Raw genomic sequence first — 24,660 nt, 5'->3', positions numbered from 1 at the left:
ATGTTCGGCTGTATGAAAAAGCTTTGCATGCTGGGGGCCGCAATGACGCTGCTCGCGAGTCACTCGGCAGTCGCGGCCATGGGGCCATTCGAGATTTACGAACAGGCGTTGCGCAACGATCCGGTGTTTCTCGGTGCAATCAAGGAGCGCGATGCAGGCCTGGAAAACCGCGCGATTGGCCGCGCCGGGCTGCTGCCACGGATCGGCTACACCTACAACAAGGGCCGCAACTCGTCCAAGGCTACGTCTCTGGATGATCGCGCGCGCAACCGCACCGATGAGCGCAACTACAACAGTTACGGCTCGGCGCTGACGGTGCAGCAACCGCTGCTCGATTACGAAGCTTACGCGGCGTATCGCAAAGGCGTGGCGCAGTCGTTGTTTGCCGACGAAGCGTTTCGCGGCAAGAGTCAGGAACTGTTGGTGCGCGTGCTGGATAACTACACCAAAGCCTTGTTCGCCCAGGACCAGATCGACATCGCCCAGGCGAAGAAGAAGGCCTACGAGCAACAGTTCCAGCAGAACGAACACATGTTCAAGCAGGGCGAGGGCACGCGCACCGATATTCTCGAAGCCGAGTCGCGCTATGAGCTGGCGACTGCCGAGGAGATCGAAGCGCGCAACGAGCAGGATGCCGCCTTGCGTGAGCTCGGGGCGCTGGTCGGCGTGCCGGCGGTGGATATCGGTGATCTGGCGCCGCTTGGTCAGCAATTCCAGACCTTCACCCTGCAACCGGCCAACTTCGACACCTGGCATGAACTGGCGATCAGCAACAACCCGAACCTCGCTTCGCAGCGTCAGGCCGTGGAAGTGGCGCGCTATGAAGTCGAACGCAACCGCGCCGGGCATCTGCCGAAAGTCAGTGCTTATGCCTCGATGCGCGACAACGAGTCCGAAAGCGGCAACACCTATAACCAGCGCTACGAAACCAACACCATCGGCCTGGAAGTCAGCGTGCCGCTGTACGCCGGCGGCGGGGTGTCGGCCTCCACACGTCAGGCCAGCCGCACCATGGAGCAGGCTGAGTACGAGCTGGATGGCAAAACCCGCGAAACCCTGATCGAACTGCGCCGACAGTTCAGCGCGTGCCTGTCCGGAGTGAGCAAATTGCGTGCTTATCAGAAGGCCTTGAAGTCGGCCGAGGCGCTGGTGGTCTCGACCCGACAAAGCATTCTGGGCGGCGAACGCACCAATCTCGATGCGTTGAACGCCGAGCAGCAACTGTTCACCACCCGCCGCGACCTGGCCCAGGCACGCTACGACTACCTGATGGCCTGGACCAAATTGCATTACTACGCCGGGACGCTGAATGAGCAGGATCTGGCGCGGGTGGACGAAGCATTTGTGGTCGCGCAACAGCCCTCACCCTAACCCTCTCCCAGAGGGAGAGGGGACCGATCCGGGGAGATTGGCGAGATGCACCGACTTGAACGAGCTGTGCTGAATCCGTAATCGACTGGTTTTCCAGGTCGCTGAATAACTGAAGACAACACGGTCGGCTCCCTCTCCCTTTGGGAGAGGGCTGGGGTGAGGGGAACGGGCGACACCGCAGGATCTGAGGCTTTGCACCGAGACGTTAATGAGCAGGATTTGGCGCGGGTGGACGAAGCATTTGTGGTCGCGCAACAGCCCTCACCCTAACCCTCTCCCAGGGGGAGAGGGGACCGATCCGGGGAGATTGGCGAGATGCACCGACTTGAACGAGCTGTGCTGAATCCGTAATCGACTGGTTTTCCAGGTCGCTGAATAACTGAAGACAACACGGTCGGCTCCCTCCCCCTTTGGGAGAGGGCTGGGGTGAGGGGACCGATCCGGGGAGATTGGCGAGATGCACCGATTTGAACGAGCTGTGCTGAATCCGTAATCGACTGGTTTTCCAGGTCGCTGAATAACTGAAGACAACACGGTCGGCTCCCTCTCCCTTTGGGAGAGGGCTGGGGTGAGGGAAACGGGCGACACCGCAGGATCTGAAGCTTTGCACCGAGACGTTAATGAGCAGGATCTGGTGCGGGTGGACGAAGCATTTGTGGTCGCGCAACAGCCCTCACCCTGACCCTCCCAGAGGGAGAGGGGACGGACCGAGTGGCCTGCGATAGCTGCATCGACTTGAGCGACCGAGCAGGCCGCAGGTTTTGACATCAACACAAATCGGCTCCCTCTCCTCGGGGAAAGGGCTGGGGTGAGGGGAACGGGCGACATCGCTATCAGCCCTGAACAAAACAACAAAAACGAGAATGATGACCATGGACGTACGCATCAAACCGATTTCGCTCGGCACGCTATTGCTGGTGACCTCGGCAACGCAGGCGCAATACCTGGAACCCGGCCAGCCCGGCAATCCGGCCAGTTGGCGCAGCGCCGAGTTCTTGCGCGACTGGGGCCTGGAACGCATGCAGGCCGATCAGGCCTACGCAGCCGGCATCACCGGCAAGGGCGTGAAAATCGGCGCGCTCGATTCCGGTTTCGATGCCGCCCACCCCGAATTCTCCGCCGACCGTTATCACCCGGTAACCGCCAGCGGCAGCTACGTCGATGGCTCAGCGTTCAACGTCGACGGCACGCTCAACCCGAACAACGATTCCCACGGCACCCACGTGGTCGGCACCATGGGCGCCGCCCGTGACGGCAGCGGCATGCACGGGGTGGCGTACAACGCGCAAATCTACGTCGGCAACACCAACAAGAACGACAGTTTCCTCTTCGGCCCCGGCCCTGATCCGCGTTATTTCAAAGCGGTCTACGACAGCCTCGCCGATGCCGGGGTTCGAGCGATCAACAACAGTTGGGGCAGTCAGCCGCCGGATGTCAGTTACCGCACTCTCGCGGATCTGCACGCCGCCTACGCGCAACACTGGAACAAGGGCACCTGGCTCGACGCCGCTGCCGATGTTTCCCGGCGCGGCGTGATCAATGTCTTCAGCGCCGGCAACAGCGGCTACCCGAATGCCAGCGTACGTTCGGCGCTGCCGTACTTTCAGCCGGATCTGGAAGGTCACTGGCTGGCGGTGTCCGGGCTCGATCAGAGCAATCAGCAGAAATACAACCAGTGCGGCATCGCCAAATACTGGTGCATCACCACACCAGGGGCGAAGATCGACAGCACCATTCCCGGTGGCGGTTATGCGATCAAGTCCGGTACCTCGATGGCGGCGCCGCACGCGACCGGCGCCCTGGCGCTGGTGATGGAGCGTTATCCGTACATGACCAACCAGCAGACGCTCGAGGTGCTGCTGACCACCGCCACCCAGCTCGATGGCGCGGTCACCGACGCACCGAACGAGCGGGTCGGCTGGGGCGTCGCCAATCTCAATCGGGCGATGCGCGGGCCGGGGCAATTGCTCGGTGCGTTCGACGCGAATCTGGGGGCAGGGCAGCGCGATGTCTGGAGCAATGACATCTCCGACAAGGCGCTGCTCCAGCGTCAAAACGAAGACCTCGCCGAGCACAGCGCCTGGCAGCAAACCCTACAGGACAAAGGCTGGGAGAACGGTGTCCCGGCCGGCGCCAGTCAGCAGGACCAGACCGATTACGCCGTCGGCATGCTGCGTGATGCGGCAGCGGCAAACCGGGTGTATGAGGGCAGCCTGATCAAGTCCGGCGCCGGGCAATTGCTGCTCAGTGGCGCAAACACCTATCGCGGTCCGACTACCGTCGACGGCGGTCTGCTGACCGTCAACGGTTCGCTGACCTCAGCGGTCACCGTCAACGACAGCGGCACCCTCGGCGGCTCCGGACGCATCGGCGCGTTGACCGCCAACAGCGGCGGCCGTGTCGCACCGGGCAATTCCATCGGCACCTTGAACGTCGCTGGTGATGTGACACTCGCCCCGGGCTCGACTTACGCCGTTGAGCTGTCGCCCACCAGCAGTGACCGCATCGTCGCCGGCGGCACGGCAACCGTCAGCGGCGCCAGCGTCAGCCTGGCGCTGGAAAACAGCCCGACCTTGCTCAGCAGCGCCGAAGCGCAAAGCCTGCTCGGTCGCCAGTACAACATCCTGCAAGCGGCCGGCGGCGTGCAGGGGCAGTTCGCTGCAGTAGTGCCGAACTACCTGTTCATCGGCGGCGCCCTCGACTACGCCGCAAGCGGCATCCAGCTGAATATCCAGCGCAATGCCACCAGCTTCGCCAGCGTCGGGCAAACGCCGAACCAGCGCTCGGTGGCCGCTGCAGTTGAAGGTCTGGGCGCCGGCAATTCGGTTTACGAAAGCGTGCTTCGTGCACCGACTCAGGCCTCGGCGCAGCAAGCCTTCCAGCAACTGAGCGGCGAGATTTATCCGGCGCTGGGGACGATGCTGATCAATGACAGTCGCCAGTTACGTGATGCGGTTGGCGAGCGGCTGCACGATGACTCGGCGACCCGCAGCAACGGCTGGATCAAAGCCCTCGGCGCTTGGGGCAGCACCGATTCGGGCCACGACACGGCCGGCTACAACACCTCGATCGGCGGCCTGCTGGCGGGGGTCGACGGCGCGCTGGACGAGCAGACCCGCATCGGTCTGGTCACCGGTTACAGCGACAGCTCCTTGAACATGGGCTCGGGCACGCATTCTTCGGCGAAAGTCGACAGCTATCACCTCGGCACTTACGCCGCACACGACCTCGGCGCCTGGCGCTTGAGCACTGGCGCGGCCTACAGCTGGCATCGCGGCGATGTGACGCGCGATCTGCAATACGACGAGGTCAGCGCCAAGCAGAGAGCCAAAGTTGACGCGACCACCACCCAAGTCTTCGGCGAAGCGGCGTATCGCTTGCAGCTGCAAGCGCTGGCGCTGGAACCTTTCGCCAACCTGACCTACCTGCATCTGGACACCGAGGGCTTTACCGAGAAGGGCGATGCCGCTGCGCTGAAAAGCTCTGGAGATCGACGCGATGTGGCGCTGAGCACTCTGGGCGTACGGGCGAGCAAAACCTTCAACCTTTCCAGCCAGCAAGCGCTGGACGTCAGCGCGCGTCTCGGCTGGCAGCACAGCCTCAGCGATATCGAATCGGAGCAGCATTTGCGTTTTGCCAGCGGCGGCACGCCGTATTCCGTGGAGAGCTCAGCGCTGGTACGCGATGCCGCACTGGTCGGCGTGCAGGCCAGTCTGGCCTTGAGCAAGGACGTGCGGGTCAACCTCGATTACAACGGCCAACTGGCCAGCCGCGAGAAGCTGCATGGCGTTGGCCTGAGCCTGAACTGGCAGTTCTGATTGCATGTGTTTGAGTCACCGTGGCGAGGGGATTTATCCCCGCTCGACTGCGCAGCAGTCGCAAAACCTGTGTTTACGTAGGTTGGAAAAATTCCTGGGGGTCGCTTCGCAACCCAACGGGGATGAATCCCCTCGCCACAACTATTGAAACAACCGGATTTTTCGCAACATCACTAAGGAAGGTCGTGGATGGATAACAATAATACCCCCGCGCAATCGGGTGGCCGCTTTGCCCTGAAAACCCTGACAGTCGCCATGCTCTGTGCCAGTGCGATGGCGCAGGCAGCGCCTTACGTTGAGAACGGCCGCAGCGGCGACCCGTCGAGCTGGCGCAGCAATGAATTCAAGGCTGACTGGGGCTTGGGTGCGATCGGCGCGGATTACGCCTACGCCGCCGGCTACACCGGCAAAGGCGTGAAACTGGGCATCTTCGATCAGCCGGTCTACGCCGCGCATCCGGAGTTCTCTGGCAGTAACAAAGTCGTCACCCTGGTCACCAGCGGCATTCGCGAATACACCGACCCTTACATCCCGGTAAAGGCCGGCGATGCGTTCCTCTATGACGGTTCACCCTCGGTCGGCTCCAACGGCAAGCTCGGCGCCCATGGCACGCACGTCGGCGGCATCGCGGCGGGCAGTCGCGACGGCGGGGTGATGCACGGTGTTGCATTCGGTGCGCAGATCATCAGCGCCGATAACGGCGACCCAGGCCCGGAAGACGGCATCGTGCGCGGCAACGACGGCGCGGTGTACAAGGCCGGTTGGGATGCGCTGATCGCCAGCGGGGCGCGGATCATCAACAACAGCTGGGGCATCGGCATCACCGACCGCTTCGACCTCGGCGGCCGCGATCCGGCGTATCCGCACTTCACCGTCAACGACGCGCAATTGCAATTCAACGAAATCCGTACGCTGCTCGGCACCAAACCCGGCGGCGCTTACGACGGCGCCATCGCCGCCGCTCGCAGCGGCATCGTCACCATTTTTGCCGCCGGCAACGATTACAACCTGAACAATCCCGACGCCATTGCCGGCCTGGGTTATTTCGTCCCGGACATCGCGCCGAACTGGATCACCGTCGCCGCGTTGCAGCAGAACCCAGACACCGCCAGCGCCAATCCGTACGTGATCAGCACGTTCTCCTCGCGCTGCGGCTATACGGCGAGTTACTGCGTCTCGGCGCCGGGCACCAAGATCTACAGCTCGATCATCGAAGGCACCAACGCCGGCAACCTGACCACCAGCTACGCCAATTACAACGGCACCTCGATGGCGGCGCCGCATGTCGCTGGTTCCATTGCCGTACTGATGGAGCGTTTTCCGTACATGAGCGGCGACCAAGTCGCCAGCGTGTTGCGCACCACCGCCACCGACCTCGGCGCACCGGGCATCGACGCCTTGTACGGTTGGGGCATGATCAACCTGCGCAAGGCCATCGACGGCCCGGCGATGTTCGTCACCGAGCAGGACATTCCCGAAGAGTTTCGCGTGCAGGGCGCTTACGGCTCCGGCCAGTTCGTGGCTGATTTGCCGGGCATCGGTGCGATCATCGATCAGGGCAAACCCACCGAACGCGTGTGCAGCGACATCACGTGCGGCCTCGACACCTGGCGCAACGACATCGGCGGCCACGGCGGTCTGACCAAGCAAGGCATCGGCACCCTGGTGCTGACCGGCAATAACACTTACAGCGGCCCGACCCTGGTCAATCAGGGTCGACTGGCCATCAACGGTTCGCTGCAATCGGCGGTCACTGTCAACAATGGCGGCATCCTCGGCGGCAATGGCCGCATCGGCGCGCTGGCAGTGAACAGCGGCGGTACGGTGGCGCCGGGCAACTCCATCGGCACCCTGAACGTCGCCGGTGACGTGACCTTCGCGCCGGGTTCGACCTACGCCGTAGAGCTGTCGCCAACCAGCAGCGATCAGATCGTTGCGGGCGGCAAAGCCATCATCGACGGTGCCACGGTGAGCCTGTCGCTGGAAAACAGCCCGACCTTGCTCAGCACCGGCGAAGTGCAAAGCCTGCTCGGTACCCGCTACAACATCCTGCAAGCGGCGGGCGGCATTGAAGGGCGCTTCGGTCAGGTCTTGCCGAATTACGCCTTCCTTGGCGGCACCCTGGATTACTCGGCGGGCGGCATTCAGCTGGCGGTGGGACGCAATGAGGCATCGTTCGCCAGCGTCGGTCTGACGCCGAACCAGCGCGCCGTCGGTGCCGCCGCCGAACGTCTGGGGGCGGGCAATGCGCTGTTCGAAACCCTGTTGCTGTCGCCCAACGCGGCGTCGGCGCAGCAGGCCTTTCAACAGTTGTCCGGCGAGATTCACCCGGCCATCGGCACGCTGCTGATCAACGACAGCCGCTACCTGCGCGAAGCCGTCGGCGAACGCCTGCGTGAGCGTGATCTGTTCAACGCCGATGCGCCGACTGATGATCGCAGCAACGTCTGGGTCAAGGTCCTCGGCTCGTGGGGCGAGAGTGACGGCGGATACGACAATGCCGATTCCAATAGCTCCATCGGCGGGCTGCTGGCTGGTGTCGACGGTCTGATTGCTGAAGATACCCGTCTCGGTTTCGTCACCGGTTACAGCGACAGTTCGTTGAGCATGGGCAGCGGCACGCATTCGTCGGCGTCGGTCGACAGCTACCACTTGGGTGCGTATCTGGGCCATGAGATCGACGCGTTGCGCCTGACCGTCGGCGGCGCCTACAGCTGGCATCGCATCGACGTCAAACGTGATCTGCAGTTCGGCGACGTCAGCGGCAAACAGAAAACCAAACGTGACGCGACCACCGCGCAAGTGTTCACCGAGGCCGCATACGATCTGGGCCTGCAACCGATGAACCTGGAGCCGTTCGCCAATCTGTCCTACGTGCACCTCAACACCGACAGCTTCACCGAAAAGGGTGACGCTGCCGCGCTCAAGGGTGGTGAAGACAATCGCGACGTGGTGCTGTCGACCCTCGGCGTGCGCGCCAAGCGCAGCTTCGCCTTGTCGGATCAGCGTCAGCTGGAACTGGGCGCCAGCCTCGGTTGGCAGCACAACCTGAGCAGCGTTGATGCCGACAGCCATCTGGCCTTCGCCAACGGCAACAGCGCCTTCACCGTGCAGAGCGTATCGATGGATCGTGACGCCGCTGTGGTGGGCGTGCGCGCCGGGCTGGCGCTCAATCGCGAGGTGCGGGTCAACCTCGACTACAACGGCCTGATCGGCTCGAACGAGAAGGATCACGGCGTCGGTCTGACCCTCGACTGGCAGTTCTGAGGCGTAACCGGCAGCGCTTCTGGGCTGCCGGTTTTTCAAGGAAAAGGAGCGCTGCACATGGGATTGTTCGATTACAAAAATGCCGACGGCAAAGGGGTGTACAGCGACGCCATCGCACTGACGCTGTATGCCTACACGCCCACCGGCAAACCATTGCCGGCCACGGCGTGGGCACCGGTCACGGCGACGGCGCTGGGCTATCAGGGCAAGGTCGGCGTGCAAGGCACGTTCTTCGGGGAACAGGATGGCTTCACCAGCGCCGAGGCCGAAGTGCTCGGCAAGTACGACGCCGCTGGCAAGTTGATCGGCCTTGGCATTGCCTTTCGCGGCACCGGCGGGCTGGGTTACAGCGACACTTTCGGTGATCTGAAAAACAATCTGCTCGCGGCGGTCGGGCCTTCGGATTACGCGAGCAACTACGCGAAAAACGCGTTCGACAATCTGCTCAAGGCCGTCGCCGCTTTCGCGATCGCCACCGGCATTGCCGCCAAGGACGTGCTGATCAGCGGCCATAGCCTCGGTGGGCTCGGGGTCAACAGCGTCGCCGAATTGAGCGGGGACAACTGGGGCGGCTTCTACAAAGATGCCAATTACATCGCCTTCGCGTCGCCGACCCAGAGCAGCACCGGCCCCCAGGTGCTCAACATCGGTTTCGAAAACGATCCGGTATTTCGCGTGCTCGACGGCACCACGTTCAGCACGGCGTCGATGGGCAAGCACGACAAGCCGCACGAATCGACCACCGACAACCTCGTCAACTTCACCGATAACTACGCCTCCACGGCGCAGAACCTAGTGCCGTTCAGCATCGCCAACCCGCTGAACTGGTCGGCGCACAGTTCACTGGGCTACGCCGATGGCTTGAATCGGGTGATCGATTCGGCGTTCTACGATCTGACCGAGCGCGACTCGACGATCATCGTCGCCAATCTCGAAGAGGCATCGCGGAGCAAGACCTGGGTCGAGGACCTGGGCCGCAGCGGCGAGCCGCACAGCGGCAGCACCTTCATCATCGGCACGCAGAGCAGCGACTGGCTCAAGGGCGGGGCGGGTAACGACTTTCTTGAAGGACTGGGCGGCGACGACCGTTTTCGTGATGACGGCGGCTACAACGTCATTTTCGGCGGGCAGGGCCATAACACCTTCGAACTGCAGAAACCGTTGCAGAACTTCAGCTTCGCCAACGACGGCGACGGCACGCTGTACGTGCGCGACGCCTACGGCGGCGTCAGCCTGACCCGCGACATCGGCGCGCTGGTCAGTAAAGAGGCCGGTTCGTGGTGGGGCAGCAAGGAGATCACCTGGGGCGTCACCGCCAAGGGCCTGAGCAACGGCAGCGAACTGACCCAGTACAACCATTCGCTCAGCGGTGATGGCTACGGCAATGCCTTGCATGCCACGGCCGATGGCGACTGGCTGTTTGGCCTTGGTGGCGATGATCAACTGATCAGCGACAAGTCGCAGGTGACTTTTGTGGGTGGCGCCGGCAACGACGTGATGACGGCGGTGGGTGGCGGCAACACCTTCCTGTTCAGCGGTGCGTTCGGTTTCGATGCGATCAATGGTTATCAAGGCAGCGACAAACTGCTGTTCATGGGCGTCGCGGGCGCGGGACAGGGTTATGACTACAAGCAGCATGCCGCGCAGTCCGGCGCTGATACCGTGCTGAAGGTCGGCGATTTTGCCGTGACGCTGATTGGCGTCGGCGTGACTGACCTGACGGACTCGAGTTTCGTCTTTGCCTGATTCCGAAGTTGCAGGAGATCTCATTGTGGGAGCGAACCTGCTCGCGAAAGCGGTGGGTCAGGCGATTGTGATGTTGAATGTGCTGCCGCCTTCGCGAGCAGGCTCGCTCCCACAGGTACGGCGTACACATGAACGTTCCCACGCTCTGTGTGGGAATGCAGCCGGGGACGCTCTGCGTCCCACAAGATCGCAGCCTTCGGCAGCTCCTACAGAGGATGTGCAAGATGTAACGAATGCTCCAGAGCCCCGCGCTCTGGCTGTGAGCTATCTCTGACAATTCCAACAACAAGAGAGGCAATGGCAATGGGTGTATACGACTACAAGAACTTCGGCACAGCCGATTCCGCGGCGCTGTTCAGCGATGCCATGGCGATCACGCTGTATTCCTATCACAACCTCGATAACGGCTTCGCCGCCGGTTATCAGCACAACGGCTTCGGCCTGGGCCTGCCGGCAACGCTGGTCACCGCACTGATTGGCGGCACCGATTCGCAAGGGGTGATCCCCGGTATCCCGTGGAATCCCGACTCGGAAAAACTCGCCCTCGATGCCGTGCAAAAGGCTGGCTGGACGCCCATCACCGCTGCGCAATTGGGCTACGACGGCAAGACCGATGCACGCGGGACGTTCTTCGGCGAGAAGGCCGGCTACACCAGCGCGCAAGTGGAAATCCTCGGCAAGTACGATGTCCAGGGTCACCTCACCGAACTGGGTATCGCCTTTCGCGGCACCAGCGGCCCGCGCGAAATCCTCATTGGTGATTCGATTGGCGACGTGATCAACGATCTGCTCGCGGCGTTCGGCCCGGCCGATTACGCAAAAAACTACGTCGGCGAAGCTTTCGGCAATCTGCTCAACGATGTCGTCGCATTCGCCCGGGCCAACGGCCTCAGCGGCAAGGACGTGCTGGTCAGCGGTCATAGCCTGGGCGGCCTGGCGGTGAACAGCATGGCTGACTTGAGCGCTGGCAAGTGGGGCGGTTTCTTCGCCGATTCCAACTACATCGCCTACGCCTCGCCGACCCAGAGCAGCGGCGACAAGGTGCTGAATATCGGCTACGAAAACGACCCGGTGTTTCGCGCCCTCGACGGTTCGACCTTCAGCAGTGCCTCGGTGGGTGTGCACGATGCGCCGCACACATCCACCACCGACAACCTCGTCAGCTTCAACGATCACTACGCCTCGAACGCCTGGAACGTGCTGCCGTATTCGATCCTGAATATCCCGACCTGGATTTCGCACCTGCCCACTGGCTACGGCGACGGCATGACCCGCGTGCTGGAATCGAAGTTCTACGACCTTACCAGCCGCGACTCGACGATCATCGTCGCCAACCTCTCCGACCCGGCGCGGGCAAACACTTGGGTACAGGACCTCAACCGCAACGCCGAAACCCACAAGGGCAGCACGTTCATTATTGGCAGTGACGGCAATGACCTGATCCAGGGCGGCAGCGGCAATGACTATCTGGAGGGCGGCGCCGGCAACGACAGCTTCCGCGACAACGGCGGCTACAACGTCATTCTGGGCGGGCAGGGCAACAACACGCTCGACTTGCAGCAGACGGTGAAGAACTTTGATTTCGCCAATGACGGCGCCGGCAACCTGTACATCCGCGATGCCAACGGCGGGATCAGCATTACCCGCGACATCGGCAGCATTGTCAGCAAAGAGCCGGGTTTTCTCTGGGGCGTGTTCAAGGACGACGTGTTGCACAGCGTCACGGCCACGGGGCTGAAAGTCGGCAGTAATCTCACCGTTTATGAATCGAGCGTAAAAGGCACGGCCGCTGCTGACATGCTCAAGGCGCATACCGGCGGTGACTGGCTGTTTGGCCTTGAGGGCAATGATCATTTGCTCGGCGGCGCGGGCAATGATGTGTTTGTCGGCGGCGCTGGCAATGACCTGCTGGAATCGGGCGGCGGGGCGGATACGTTTCTGTTCCACGGCGCGTTCGGCCAGGATCGGGTCGTTGGCTATACGGCCGATGACAAACTGGTGTTTCTCGGCGTACAGGGTGTGTTGCCGGGGGATGATTTCCGTGCCCACGCGTCGGCGGTCGGGCAGGATACCGTGCTGACATTTGGTGGGGATTCGGTGACGTTGGTGGGGGTGGCGCTGGGGAGTTTGAGCGACGACGGGGTGGTTATCGCCTGAGGTTGATGCGGGGCCTGTGCCGGCCCCTTCGCGAGCAGGCTCGCTCCCACAGGGGATTTGTGAACGACGCAGATCCAGTGTGTGATCGTTCCCACGCTCCGCGTGGGAATGCAGCCCGGGACGCTCTGCGTCCCACTCGAGAGCCGAACGCGGAGCGTCCGTGGAGGCATTCCTTTGCTGCGCATGGGAACGATCATTCAGGCCAAGTCACTCTTCCTTGCGCACGGTCGCGACTTCATCAGCGCGGACCTTGACCTTGGCGCCGGAAATATCCTCGAACTCATAGAAACCATCTTCGGTCTCGGTCTTCGGCATGTCCTCGGTCAGGTACTGGGTGCCGTTCTGCAGCGTCACCACGGTCTGGGTCGAACAGCCGCCCAGCGCCAACAGGGCTGCGACCGCTACAGGAATACCCAGCATCTTGATTTTCATACCCACCTCTGACTCCTTGCTTGAATGTGATTGCGGGCATTGTCGGCCCTGTAACGCGGTTGGTGCCAGCAGCGGCGGAAAAGTTCGATGGCGGCACGAAAAAATGCCATTGATCTTTTTCCGTTTGCGCCGGGCGGGGCTGAGCTGTTATCTGTACGCATAACCAGTGTTCGCTTGCCGTGGCTTTGAATTCCCGTGACCTCCAACCCTCTCGACGATCCGTTGTATTACCTCAACAACTTCCGGCAAGTGCTTGATTGGCTTGGGCTTCGTTATGCCGATGTGATGAGCACGAGCGAGCACGGCTTCATCCGCGACTTCAACACGCTGCCGCAAGCCTCGCAGGGATTGCTGGTGCGCATGGTCATGCGCAAGGGCATTCACTTTCGCGCGAGCAAACTCAATTATCTGGAAATCGGCGACATCGCTGAGGCGGCGCAGCCGTTGCTTGATCGCGGCTGGCTCGATGAACACGCTGCGCTGACCCTGGCAGAGCTGTTTGATGTCCTGCTCAAGGCCGAGCTGCTGCAAGCGTTCGGCACCTTTATAGAACAGCCGAAAGGGCGCAAGGACGAGTGGCTGCCGGTGCTGGCCGAACAGTTCAGCGAGGCGCAGCCCCTGCGTGTCTGGGCGCCGCAACTGGCTGAGCGGCTGTTCAGCCTGACCCTGATGGACCTGTGCGATCGCCTGCGCCTGATGTTCTTCGGCAATCTGTATCAGGACTGGTCGGAGTTCGTGCTGGCCGACCTGGGCATCTTCACTTATGAAAAAGTCGAGTTCTGCGCCGACTCCCGAGGCCTGCGCAGCCGCGAAGACGTCGACGCCTGCCTGTTCCTGCATCAATGCCAGTTGCGCTTCGAAGCCGGTGAAGCGCTGGACGAGATCGTCGAACAGATCAACGCCGTGCAATTCGACAACCCGTGGCTGCGCCGCCGACAAGCCAAGGCGTTGTTCCAGATCGGCCAGTACGCCGAGCGCATCGGCGACTTTGCCCTGGCCCTGAGTGTTTACCGCGACTGCGCTTATCCGGGCGCACGGCTGCGCATGATCCGTGTGCTTGAACGTTGCGGCGAATATGCATTGGCGCTGGAACTCGGCACGCTGGCCGAACAGGCGCCGCAAAGTGCCGCCGAGCAGCAAGGCTTGCAGCGCATCGTCCCGCGTCTGCGGCGTAAACTCGGTGGCCCGCCGCTCAAGCGTGCCAAGGCCAGAGAGGTCGAGCGCCTCGATTTGCATTTGCCGCGCAGCGATCCGGCGCGGTCGGTGGAATTTCACGTACAAGCGCACTTGCACGCCGATGACGGCCCGGTGCATTACGTCGAGAACAGCCTGATCAATTCACTGTTCGGCCTGTTGTGCTGGCCAGCGATCTTCGCGCCGTTGCCGGGCGCGTTCTTCCACCCGTTCCAGCGCGGCCCGGTGGATCTGCTCAGTGAAGACTTCCTCGAGCGCCGCGCCGAGCTGTTCCAGGCCTGCCTGGGCGAACTCGATGACGGCCGCTACGCCGAGACCATTCGCCAGCGTTTTGTCGACAAGTGGGGCATTCAGTCGCCTTTCGTGTTCTGGGGCGCGCTCAACGAAGACTTGCTGGAGCAGGCGCTGGCCTGTCTGCCCGCCGAACACCTGAAACACTGGTTCAATCGCCTGTTGCTCGACATCAAGGCCAACCGCGCCGGCATGCCGGACCTGATCCAGTTCTGGCCGCAGCACAAGACCTACCGGATGATCGAAGTCAAAGGCCCCGGCGACCGCTTGCAGGACAATCAGCTGCGCTGGCTGGAATTCTGCCACGAGCACCAGATGCCGGTGGCGGTGTGTTACGTGCAATGGGCGGAGCAGAGCGCTTGAGTTACAGCGTTGCCGTGCGTGCACTGTGCGAGTTCACCGCCAAGACCGGTGATCTCGACCTGCGCTTCACCCCGTCACCTACCGCGCTCGAAGGCATCGTCGGCCATCGCACCGTGGCGTCGCGGCGCAGTGAGCAGTACCAGAGCGAAGTGGCTCTGCAAGGCGAATTCGGCGAGCTGAAGGTCAAGGGCAGGGCGGATGGCTACGACCCGGCGCAAAACTGCCTGGAAGAAGTCAAAACCTATCGCGGCGACCTGAGCAGGCAACCGGCCAATCACCGCCAGTTGCACTGGGCGCAGGCGAAAATCTACGGCTGGTTGATGTGCCAGAAACTGCAATTGCAGCAGATCAATCTGGCGCTGGTGTATTTCGACGTCGTCAGCGAAAAGGAAACCTGCCTGGTCGAATCCCACAGCGCCGAGTCACTCCAGACGTTTTTCACGCAGCAGTGCGGCTTGTTCCTGCAATGGGCCGAGCAGGAAATGGCCCATCGCGAAGCGCGCAATCTGGCCGCGCAGCAACTGGCGTTCCCGCATGCGGATTTTCGTCCCGGCCAACGGCATCTGGCCGAATCAGTGTTCAAAGCCGTCAGCACCGGCCGCTGTCTGATGGCCCAGGCACCGACCGGGATTGGCAAAACCCTTGGCACGCTATTCCCAATGCTCAAGGCCCTGGCGCCGCAGCAACTGGACAAGGTGTTCTTTCTCACCGCCAAGACTCCCGGACGCAAACTGGCGCTCGATGCCAGTCAGGTGTTGTTCAGGCAAGCGCCGGACTTGCCGCTGCGGGTGATGGAAATGGTTGCTCGCGACAAGGCCTGCGAACATCCGGACAAAGCCTGCCACGGTGAATCCTGCCCGTTGGCCCAGGGTTTTTATGATCGCTTGCCTGCCGCCCGCGAAGCTGCCAGCCGCATCAACCTGCTCGATCAGGCGGCAATGCGTGAAGTTGCCGCGCAGCACAGCGTATGCCCGTATTACCTCAGTCAGGAAATGGCCCGTTGGGCGGATGTGGTGGTTGCCGACTACAACTATTACTTCGACTTCAGCGCGCTGCTGTTCGGTCTGGCCCAGCTCAATCAGTGGAAAGTCGCGGTGCTCGCCGACGAAGCGCACAACCTGATCGAACGCGGCCGGCAGATGTACAGCGCCAGTCTCGACCAGTTCACCCTCGCCAGCGTGCGCAAAACCGCGCCGGCAGCGCTGAAGAATTCCCTGCAACGGGTCAACCGCGAATGGAACGCGCTGCATGCGCCGCAACTGGCGGCGTATCAGGCGTACGACAAGGCGCCGGACAAGCTCCTGCACGCCATCTCGCTGTGTTGCGCGGCCATTGGTGATTACCTCAACGAGCATCCGCAAGGCCTCGACAGCAGCTTGCAGAATTTCTATTTCGATCTGCTGCAATTCGCCCGGGTCGCCGAGCTGTACGACGAGCATTACCTGTTCGATATCAGCAAACGCGATCTCGACCGCAAGCGTCCGCTGTCGCAACTGTGCCTGCGCAACGTGGTGCCGGCGGCGTTCATCGGCCCGCGCCTGACAGCGGCGCGCAGCAGCGTGCTGTTCTCGGCCACGCTGAGCCCGCGCAACTATTACGCCGACCTGCTCGGCACGCCCGCCGACACGGTGTGCATCGACGTCGAATCGCCGTTCAGCGCCGAGCAATTGCAGGTACACATCGTCAGCCAGATCTCCACGCGTTTTAACCATCGCCAGGCCTCGCTGGAGCCTATCGTCGAACTGATCGCGCGCCAGTTCAGCGAGCGCCCGGGCAACTATCTGGCGTTCTTCAGCAGTTTCGATTACCTGCAACAGGTCGCGACGTTATTGGCCGAGCGCCATCCGCACATCACTCAATGGCTGCAATCGCGGGGCATGGCCGAGGGCGCGCGGCAGGCGTTTCTCGACCAGTTCAGCGCCGACAGCCAGGGCGTCGGGTTTGCGGTGCTGGGTGGGGCGTTTGGCGAGGGCATCGATTTGCCCGGCGCGCGGCTGATCGGCGCGTTCATCGCCACGCTGGGGCTGGCGCAGCTCAACCCGGTCAACGAGCAGATGAAGCGGCGCATGGCGGCGATTTTTGGCGCCGGCTACGACTACACCTATCTGTATCCGGGCATGCAAAAAGTCGTACAAGCCGCCGGGCGGGTGATTCGCACCCGTGAGGATCGCGGCACGGTCATGCTCATTGATGACCGCTTTGCCGAAAGCCGCATCCAGCAACTGCTGCCGCAGTGGTGGGCAATCAAAAGCGAGCCGGCACTTTCCAAATCAGTGGATTCACGCATACTTCAGCCCATGACAGTGGCTGGTGAGTGTGATGAGTGAAAACAACAGTACCGCAGCGATCGAAGACAGCCGTTTCCGGCTGCTGATCGACGCGGTTGTCGACTACGCGATCTACATGATCGACCCCGACGGTACCATCACCAGTTGGAACTCCGGCGCCAAACGCTTCAAGGGCTACGAAGAAGCGGAAATCATCGGCGAGCATTTCTCGCGCTTCTATACCCCGGAAGACCGCGCCAACGGCATGCCGCAACGGGCGCTGGACACAGCGATCCGTGAAGGTCGCTTCGAAGGCGAGGGCTGGCGCGTGCGCAAGGACGGCACGCACTTCTGGTCGCACGTGGTGATCGATCCGATCATCGACCCCAACGGCGAACTGCTCGGTTTCGCCAAGATCACCCGCGACCTCACCGACCGCAAAATGGCCGAGGAAACCCTCAAGCAAAGCGAACAGCAGTTCCGCCTGCTGGTGCAGGGCGTCACCGACTACGCGATCTACATGCTCAGCCCCGAAGGTTGCGTCAGCAACTGGAACCAGGGCGCGCAGCGCATCAAGGGTTACCTGCCGGAAGAAATCATCGGCCAGCATTTTTCGATTTTCTACACTCCCGAAGACCGCGAACTCGGCGAGCCGCAGCGCTCGCTGGAGATTGCCACCCGCGAAGGCCGGTTCGAGAGCCGCAGTTGGCGGATGCGCAAGGACGGCACGCGGTTTCTTGCCCACGTGGTCGTCGATGCGATTCGCGGCGACACCGGCACGCTGCTCGGCTTTGCCAAGATCACCCGTGATGTGACCGAGGCGCACGAGGCGCAGCAGGCCCTGGAAAAGACCCGCGAGGCGTTGTTCCAGGCGCAGAAGATGCAGGCGATCGGCCAACTCAGCGGCGGCATCGCCCATGACTTCAACAACCTGCTGACGGTGATTCTCGGCAATCTCGAGATCGTGCAGAAACGCATCGGCGACGCGCCGAAAATCGCTCGACTGCTGGAGAACGCCACCCAAGGGGCCTTGCGCGGTGTCTCGCTGACCCAGCGCATGCTGGCCTTCGCCCGGCGTCAGGAACTCAAGACTGAATCGGTGGATATCCCGCAACTGGTGCAAGGCATCACCGGGCTGCTGCGCAGTTCGCTCGGGCCGGGGATTCGTATCGAAACGCGCTTTCCCGACGATCTGCAGCCAGTGCTGGCCGATAGCAATCAGCTGGAACTGGCGATCCTCAATCTGGCCACCAATGCCCGCGATGCCATGCCCGACGGCGGCACGGTGATCATTCAGGCACAAGCGGAAGTGGTGCTGGAACAAATCCATTCGACATTGGCGGCAGGTCGATACGTCTGTCTGAGCCTGATCGACAGCGGCGAAGGCATGGACGAAGCCACGCTGGCCTGCGCCCGCGACCCGTTCTTCACCACCAAAGGCCTGGGCAAAGGCACCGGGCTCGGTTTGTCGATGGTGCACGGCTTCATCGAGCAGTTGGGCGGGCGCTTTACTCTCAAAAGCGAGAAGGGCCAGGGCACGGCAGCCGAGCTGTGGATTCCGGTGGCGCTAGAGCAAACGGCCAGTCGCCCGGCGTACAGCAACGCCGCGCCCATTGCGGTCCCAAGGCTCAGCGTGCTGGTGGTCGATGACGATTCGCTGGTGCTGACCAGCACCAGCCTGCTGCTGGAAGACCTCGGCCACCGCGTCATCGGCGCGACCTCCGGCGCCCAGGCGCTGGCGCTGTTCGATCAGGGCGAAGTCATCGATCTGGTGATCACCGACATGGCCATGCCAAAAATGAGCGGCGCGCAACTGGCTCACGCCTTGCGTATGCTCAAGCCGGATTTGCCGATCATTCTCGCCACTGGATACGCCGAACGTTTGGAAGGCTTCGCCGCCGATCTGCCGCGTCTGCCGAAACCGTTCACTCAGTTGAATCTGGTGCAGATCATCGCCCAGTCGATGAAGTGATGCGCTGGTCGATCCGGCTGAACTAGTGCTGACGCGTGCCTTTCCAAAAGTCTTGTTCACTTTTGGAGGGCACGTCTCTTGTCTCGCATATTGACCCAGCCAAGCGCTGTTGAAGAAGCCTTGGCCGAGCACGACGCCAAGATGTTTGGCTCACCCAAGGAGCGGCTGGATTTCTATCGCCGGGAAATCCAGTACGAAACCAGCATCCTCGCCAACCGCACAGACGCCTACCTGGCGGCGCAGTCGTTTCTGGTGATCGCTTTCGCCTCGTGCATGGCCAACCTCAATCCCGAGTGGGGCAAGATGTTCACCCTTGTCGTGCCGCCGTTTCTGGCGCTGCTTGGTGTGCTCAGTTCGCTGAATGCCTGGCCGGGGATTCGTGCGGCTTACGACATCATTGATCACTGGCACTTTAAACAAAGCCAGTTGCTGCACAGCGAACCGGTGATGGGCGCGGCGTATGACGAGTCTCCACTGTTCAGCGAAATGGAATCGAGCCACAAGGGCTATCGCAAGTCGCTGCTGTTCTCAGTGCGCACGCCTTGGATTTTTGCGACGTTCTGGGTGATGTTGGGGGTGTATGCGGTGTTTATTCAGGTGACCAATCCTTGAGGTGGATTGGTTGGGACAGGTGCTGGATGTTGTGGGGTTTATGAGATTTTTACCCCCTCACCCCAGCCCTCTCCCCCAAGGGGGCGAGGGGGAAGGGAGCCGATCTCGGTTTCATTCGAGGCCTGAGTTCGGCGCGGAATTTTAGGTCAGTGTAATGCGCAAGAACACCTCGGTCAGTCCCCTCTCCCTCGGGGAGAGGGCTAGGGTGAGGGGCTTTTGACTTTTATCACGCGGTTTCCAGCTCACGCCGCGGTGTAACAGCATTCTGCACCGCTGCCGGAATCGGCGGAAAATCCTCATTCAGCACACACAGATGATCAATCGCATCTTCAAACTTCGCATCGGCTTTCTTGCGCAGTGCCCGGTATTGCTCAAAGCGTTCGAAGTCGGTCGGGGTCTGTTCCAGCAGCGCGTTGGCCGCTCGGTTCAGTTCGTGGGCTTCTTCGAACAGTTGACGATTGCGTTCCAGAGCCAGTGCTCTGCAAGCCTTGATTTGCGCAGGAGTCGAGCATTCGTTCATGACTGTGACCTTGTTTGTGTCGGGGTTCCGTTTGATAGGCTGTTCACCGCAGGGGAACCGAACCTGCCGGGTCGCGCTGGATGGTTGGCGCGGTTAAAGGTGTGACCCTTGGGTCGCGCCCGGCGATCCATTTTTTTGTAGAAAAATCTTCGATGATTTTCGGCAAAGCGCAGCGGTTGAAGAATCAGCTTTTTCGTTGCTTCAGACTTTCATAGCGCGCCAGCATCGGCTGTGTGCTGATGCCATGCAGCAGGATGCTCAGGGCCACCACCGACAACGTGATGTCGGTACAAACCTTGGCCACGTCGGAATCCAGGCCATGGTTCAGGGCGAAGAACAGGTAGAACAGGCTGCCGATGCCGCGAATGCCAAACCAGCCGATCAACAAACGCTGCGGCCCGCTGAGCAGAGTGCCCCATGGCATCAGCGCCACGCTCAGCGGACGAATCAGACAGAACAGCACGGCGCCGATCCACAACGCCCGCCAGTCCCAATGCGCAATCAGTACGACGCCGAGCAGGGTCACCAGAAACACTTCCATCGCCCGCTCGACCAGACTGCCGAATGCGAGCATGTCGCCCATCATGATGCCCGCTGCAACCTGGCTGTCTTCCAGTTGCTCGGTGTCGCCATGCACGGCGTTCTGTGGTTCGACGTTCTGATGACCGACCACCGGCTGCACCAGATGCTCGGCAGGCGCTTGGGTGATGCCCGTGGATTTCACTTCCTCCTGACGCAGACCCAGGCCAGCAGCGAAGACCGCGAGAAAGCCGTAGCCGCCAATGGCGTCGGCCACCACGTAGGACAGCGCGATCAGCGCGAGGGTCAGGTAATCGTTCGGGCCGAGGGTGCTGTCCTCGTTGTGAATGCGTAGTAACAGAGCGATGCGGCCAATGCCGCGCCCCATCCAGTAACCGGTGAGCAAACCCGCCGGCACCGCCCACAACAGACTGCGAAGCACCCAGTGCTGCCATTCGCCAGCGCTGCCGTCACCGTGCAGCAACAGCAGACCGAGAATCACGAAAGGGAAAGCCACGCCATCATTGAGCCCGGCTTCTCCGGAGAGGCCGAAGCGCACGCTGTCGACGTCCTGCGCATCATTGACCTGCACCAGTGCGGCGAGCACCGGGTCGGTCGGGGCCAGAATCGCGCCGATCAGCAGGGAAGGCCCCCACGGCAATTGCAGGCCCCAATGCAACAGCAGGCACACGCCGATAATCGTCAGAATCATTACCGGCCCGGCCAGACCAAAAGCGATACGCCAGGTCTTGTGGGCCAACGGCAACCGCAGCTTCAGACCGCAGACGAACAGGGAAAAGAGCACCGCGACTTCAGTCAGGTGCTCCATCCACAATGATGATTCTTCCAGCGACAGTTTCAGAAGTTCGAGGCCGCTGGGGCCGATGGCAATGCCCAGCAACAGGCACACTGCCGAGGTCGTAACCGGCATCCAGCGCAACCAAGACGACGTCAGGGCCAGCGTCAGCAGCACGGCGCCGAGCACCGCGACCCATACGCCGAAACTCATGACCGCTCACTTCGGTGAATTCTCAAGGACAGGCGCACCGGGTCAGCTCACGGTCGTGCGCAGGTACTCGGGGATGAGCACGTTGAACCACAGCAGGATCATCGACACCAGCATGGTCACCAGCACCAGCAGGCCGACGCCCCACACGCACGCCGAATACAACAGGCCTTGCTCCTTGCGCTCATGCATGAAGGTCGGCAGGCCGACGAACAGCAAGAACGTCGAATAGATCGACGCCGCGCCGAGCACCAGAATCGCCAGCCAGCGGCTCGGGTACAGCCCGGCGATCCCGGCGAGGAAAAACGGCGTCACCGTGTAAGCGGCAAACCCGATGCATTGATTGAGCGTTGGTCGCGCATCGAATGAACGCGACATCCATCTGATAAACCCGCCGATAACCGCCACACCGGCGACAATCGTCACGTACAGGAGCACGCTCAATTGCAGGGCGCTGGCCGTGCTCAGGCGCACGTTCTCACCCGCGGCGAGGCTCCAGCCGACTTGAGTGGTGCCGATGAACAGGCACACGGCGGGAATCAGCGCGAGCAGCAGCAAATGCGCGAGGTAGTGGCGGGGATGGGTTTCTTCTTCGCGGCGGATATCGGTCCAGGCGAAGTTGGGTTGGGTGAAGAGTCTGACGAGGGGGGCGGACATGACAACCTCCTGTTCCTGTTGGCCCGTAGGCGCTTACAGGTATGGAGAGATGCCATGCCGCTCGGGTTCAGTTTTTCTGCTGCACGGTTACAGCATCGGTTTGCCGCCGGTCACGCCGTAGCGCTGGCCGGTGATATAGCTGGCTTCGTCGGAGGCCAGTAGTACATAAATCGGTGCGACTTCTACCGGTTGGCCCGGACGGCCGAGCGGGGTGCTGCCGCCGAAGTTCTGTACTTCTTCGTCGGGCATGGTCGAAACGATCAGCGGTGTCCAGATCGGGCCTGGGGCGACGCTGTTGACGCGAATCTCCTTCGGCCCGAGCATCTGCGCCAGGCCACCGGTGAAGTTGGCGATTGCGCCTTTGGTGGTGGCGTAGGCCAGCAGGGTCGGCTTGGGCATGTCCGAGTTGACCGAGCTGGTGTTGATGATCGACGAACCGGGGCGCATGTGTTTGATCGCCGCCTGGCAGATCCTGAACATGGCAGTGATATTCACGTCGAAGGTCATCACCCATTCGTCATCGGGGATTTCTTCGAAGTTTTCGTGGGTCATCTGGAACGCGGCGTTGTTGACCAGAATGTCGATGCGGCCAAAGCGCTCGACGGTCTTGTCGACCAGCGCCTGGCACTGAGCCTTCTCGGCGATATCGCCCGGCAGCAGGATGCACTGACGCCCGGCCTGCTCGACCCAGCGTGCGGTTTCCCTGGCGTCTTCGTGTTCATTCAGGTAAGCCACGGCGACGTCGGCGCCTTCACGGGCGAAGGCAATCGCCACCGCGCGACCGATGCCGCTGTCGGCACCGGTGATCAGCGCGATCTTGCCGGCGAGGCGGCCGGAACCGACGTAACTTTGCTCGCCGCAGTCTGGATACGGTTCCATCTTGCGTTGCGAGCCGGGCACCGGTTGGGCTTGTTTCGGGAAGGGTGGTTTTGGATAGTCAGTCATCGCAGGGTCTCCTGATTTCAAGTCCAGTGTTCCGGGTTGACCCGGTGGCTTTGCCTTGAGTTCGATCGGATTTGCGCTGGATTCTGGTTGGCGATGCAAAACCAATGTGGGAGCGAGCCTGCTCGCGAAAGCGGTCTGTCAGACGATAAATATGTCGACTGACACTGCGCTTTCGCGAGCAGGCTCGCTCCCACAGGGGGTCATTTATACAGGGGAATACCGGGCAAGGATCAGCGTTTGCGGCTGGCCAGCGCCCGCTCCATCCGCGCAATCCCTTCTTCGAGCAACGCCCTCGGGCAACCGAAGTTCAAGCGCACGAACTGCTGATGCCGGTCACCAAAATCGAGCCCGGCACTCAGCCCGACCTTGCCCTGTTCGAGGAAGAACCGCTGCGGATCCGGCAGGTCCAGCGCGGTGCAATCGAGCCACGCCAGATACGTGCCCTGCGGCACATTGATGGTCACGCCCGGCAGCCGCGTGCGTACGGCGTTCACCAGCCAGTCGCGGTTGGCCTGCAGGTAGATTTTCAATTCCGCGAGCCAAGGCCCGGCTTCGCTGTAGGCGACGCGGGTGGCTTCCATGCCCAGCGGGTTGACGCTGTCGACCATGCCGCAGCGGGCGTGGTTGACGCGTTCGCGCAGCGCGGCGTCCTGAATGATCATGAACGAGGTCTTCAGACCGGCGATGTTGTAGGCCTTGCTCGCCGACATCAGGGTGATCGTGCGCTTGGAAATTTCCGGACTCAGCGAGGCGGTGGGAATGTGCACGCGGCCGTCGAAGCACAGTTCGGCATGAATTTCGTCGGAGATGATCCACGCGTCCTGCGCTGCGCAGATGTCCGCCACTGCCTGCAATTCTTCGCGGGCGAAGACCTTGCCGATCGGGTTGTGCGGGTTGCTCAACAGCAGGGCGCCGCCGCCTTCGAGCGACTCACGCAAAGATTCCAGCGGCGTGGCGTAAGTGCCATCGGCCTCGGCGTTGAATTCCAGCTCGACCTTGTTCAGGCCCCAGTGCCCCGGCGCGTGGCGCAGCGGCGGATAGTTCGGCACTTGCACGACGACATTCTGCTGCGCCTGCACCAAAGCCTTGAGGGCCATGTTGAAGCCCGATTCCACACCCGGCAGGAAAATCAGCTCCTGCGGTTTGACCTGCCATGAATACTTGTTCCACAGGTCGGCGACGATGGCTTCACGCAGGTTGTCCTGGGCCACGCTGTAACCGAGCAGCGGGTGCAGCAGGCGCTGTTGCAAGGCTTGAACGATGACCGGCGGCGCGGCGAAATCCATGTCAGCGACCCACATCGGCAACACATCGGCCGGGTAGCGGCTCCACTTGGTGCTGCCAGTGTGGTGGCGGTCGAACAGTTGATCAAAATCGAAAGTCATGCGCGGTCTCGTCGAGGCGGATTTGGTTCTGCCGGACATTCTATGCGCAACGCCATCTGTGTGGGAGCGAGCCTGCTCCTGATTGATCGTGTTGATATTGAGTGAAACACCCGACGGTCGGTTTTCACACAATCGGCA

15 protein-coding genes are annotated in these 24,660 nt (G+C 61.8%); 9 read left to right on the top strand and 6 right to left on the bottom strand.

What is annotated here, in order from left to right; translation table 11 throughout:
* The 5 genes from PSH90_RS14330 (at position 1) to PSH90_RS14310 (ending at position 12,359) form a co-directional block, all read left to right on the top strand.
* Entirely contained in the window at positions 1 to 1,371 is a 1,371-nt protein-coding gene (locus tag PSH90_RS14330; protein WP_252882087.1) for a TolC family outer membrane protein, read from the top strand.
* Between the two features lie 872 nt (positions 1,372 to 2,243).
* Entirely contained in the window at positions 2,244 to 5,189 is a 2,946-nt protein-coding gene (locus PSH90_RS14325; protein ID WP_370695101.1) for an autotransporter domain-containing protein, read from the top strand.
* Between the two features lie 189 nt (positions 5,190 to 5,378).
* A complete protein-coding gene (locus PSH90_RS14320; RefSeq protein WP_305380842.1) occupies positions 5,379 to 8,456 on the top strand; it encodes an autotransporter serine protease in 3,078 nt (1,025 codons plus the stop codon).
* 57 nt (positions 8,457 to 8,513) lie between these two features.
* The gene (locus tag PSH90_RS14315; protein WP_305380840.1) at positions 8,514 to 10,202 is read left to right on the top strand and encodes a polyurethanase; all 1,689 of its coding nucleotides are present in this window, start codon (positions 8,514 to 8,516) and stop codon (positions 10,200 to 10,202) included.
* 303 nt (positions 10,203 to 10,505) lie between these two features.
* Positions 10,506 to 12,359, top strand: a complete 1,854-nt coding sequence (locus PSH90_RS14310) for a polyurethanase (RefSeq protein ID WP_305383135.1) — start codon at positions 10,506 to 10,508, stop codon at positions 12,357 to 12,359.
* Between the two features lie 207 nt (positions 12,360 to 12,566).
* On the opposite strand, the gene PSH90_RS14305 is transcribed toward PSH90_RS14310, so the two are convergent.
* Entirely contained in the window at positions 12,567 to 12,791 is a 225-nt protein-coding gene (locus tag PSH90_RS14305) for a YgdI/YgdR family lipoprotein (protein ID WP_041480289.1), read from the bottom strand.
* A 195-nt stretch (positions 12,792 to 12,986) separates the two neighbouring features.
* Here PSH90_RS14305 and PSH90_RS14300 point away from each other — a divergent pair, with 195 nt between their 5' ends.
* The 4 genes from PSH90_RS14300 (at position 12,987) to PSH90_RS14285 (ending at position 19,490) form a co-directional block, all read left to right on the top strand.
* Positions 12,987 to 14,639, top strand: a complete 1,653-nt coding sequence (locus PSH90_RS14300) for a VRR-NUC domain-containing protein (protein WP_305380839.1) — start codon at positions 12,987 to 12,989, stop codon at positions 14,637 to 14,639.
* A complete protein-coding gene (locus PSH90_RS14295) occupies positions 14,636 to 16,966 on the top strand; it encodes an ATP-dependent DNA helicase (RefSeq protein ID WP_236169809.1) in 2,331 nt (776 codons plus the stop codon). The genes PSH90_RS14300 and PSH90_RS14295 overlap by 4 nt, the downstream gene beginning before the upstream one ends.
* Positions 16,959 to 18,878 carry a PAS domain-containing sensor histidine kinase gene (locus PSH90_RS14290; protein ID WP_305380838.1) on the top strand — a complete coding sequence of 640 codons (1,920 nt, stop codon included), beginning with the start codon at positions 16,959 to 16,961 and terminating at the stop codon, positions 18,876 to 18,878. The genes PSH90_RS14295 and PSH90_RS14290 overlap by 8 nt, the downstream gene beginning before the upstream one ends.
* A gap of 78 nt (positions 18,879 to 18,956) precedes the next feature.
* The gene (locus PSH90_RS14285) at positions 18,957 to 19,490 is read left to right on the top strand and encodes a hypothetical protein (protein WP_016774826.1); all 534 of its coding nucleotides are present in this window, start codon (positions 18,957 to 18,959) and stop codon (positions 19,488 to 19,490) included.
* A 226-nt stretch (positions 19,491 to 19,716) separates the two neighbouring features.
* On the opposite strand, the gene PSH90_RS14280 is transcribed toward PSH90_RS14285, so the two are convergent.
* The 5 genes from PSH90_RS14280 to PSH90_RS14260 all read right to left on the bottom strand — a co-directional run bounded on the left by PSH90_RS14280 (position 19,717) and on the right by PSH90_RS14260 (position 24,522).
* Positions 19,717 to 20,010, bottom strand: coding sequence for a hypothetical protein (locus PSH90_RS14280; protein WP_039761510.1), 294 nt, complete (start codon positions 20,008 to 20,010; stop codon positions 19,717 to 19,719).
* A gap of 184 nt (positions 20,011 to 20,194) precedes the next feature.
* Positions 20,195 to 21,538 carry a sodium:proton antiporter gene (locus tag PSH90_RS14275; RefSeq protein WP_305380837.1) on the bottom strand — a complete coding sequence of 448 codons (1,344 nt, stop codon included), beginning with the start codon at positions 21,536 to 21,538 and terminating at the stop codon, positions 20,195 to 20,197.
* 42 nt (positions 21,539 to 21,580) lie between these two features.
* Positions 21,581 to 22,192 carry a Yip1 family protein gene (locus tag PSH90_RS14270; RefSeq protein WP_056786193.1) on the bottom strand — a complete coding sequence of 204 codons (612 nt, stop codon included), beginning with the start codon at positions 22,190 to 22,192 and terminating at the stop codon, positions 21,581 to 21,583.
* 87 nt (positions 22,193 to 22,279) lie between these two features.
* The gene (locus PSH90_RS14265) at positions 22,280 to 23,137 is read right to left on the bottom strand and encodes a glucose 1-dehydrogenase (protein ID WP_256809952.1); all 858 of its coding nucleotides are present in this window, start codon (positions 23,135 to 23,137) and stop codon (positions 22,280 to 22,282) included.
* 230 nt (positions 23,138 to 23,367) lie between these two features.
* Positions 23,368 to 24,522, bottom strand: a complete 1,155-nt coding sequence (locus PSH90_RS14260) for a MalY/PatB family protein (RefSeq protein WP_305380836.1) — start codon at positions 24,520 to 24,522, stop codon at positions 23,368 to 23,370.
* Positions 24,523 to 24,660 lie beyond the last annotated feature (138 nt).

This window comes from Pseudomonas sp. FP1762 (assembly GCF_030687105.1).
In the GTDB taxonomy this organism is placed as follows: Bacteria; Pseudomonadota; Gammaproteobacteria; order Pseudomonadales; family Pseudomonadaceae; genus Aquipseudomonas; species Aquipseudomonas siliginis.
The sequence above is the reverse complement of the archived record's forward strand: the minus strand, read 5'-3'. Positions and strand labels throughout refer to the sequence as shown.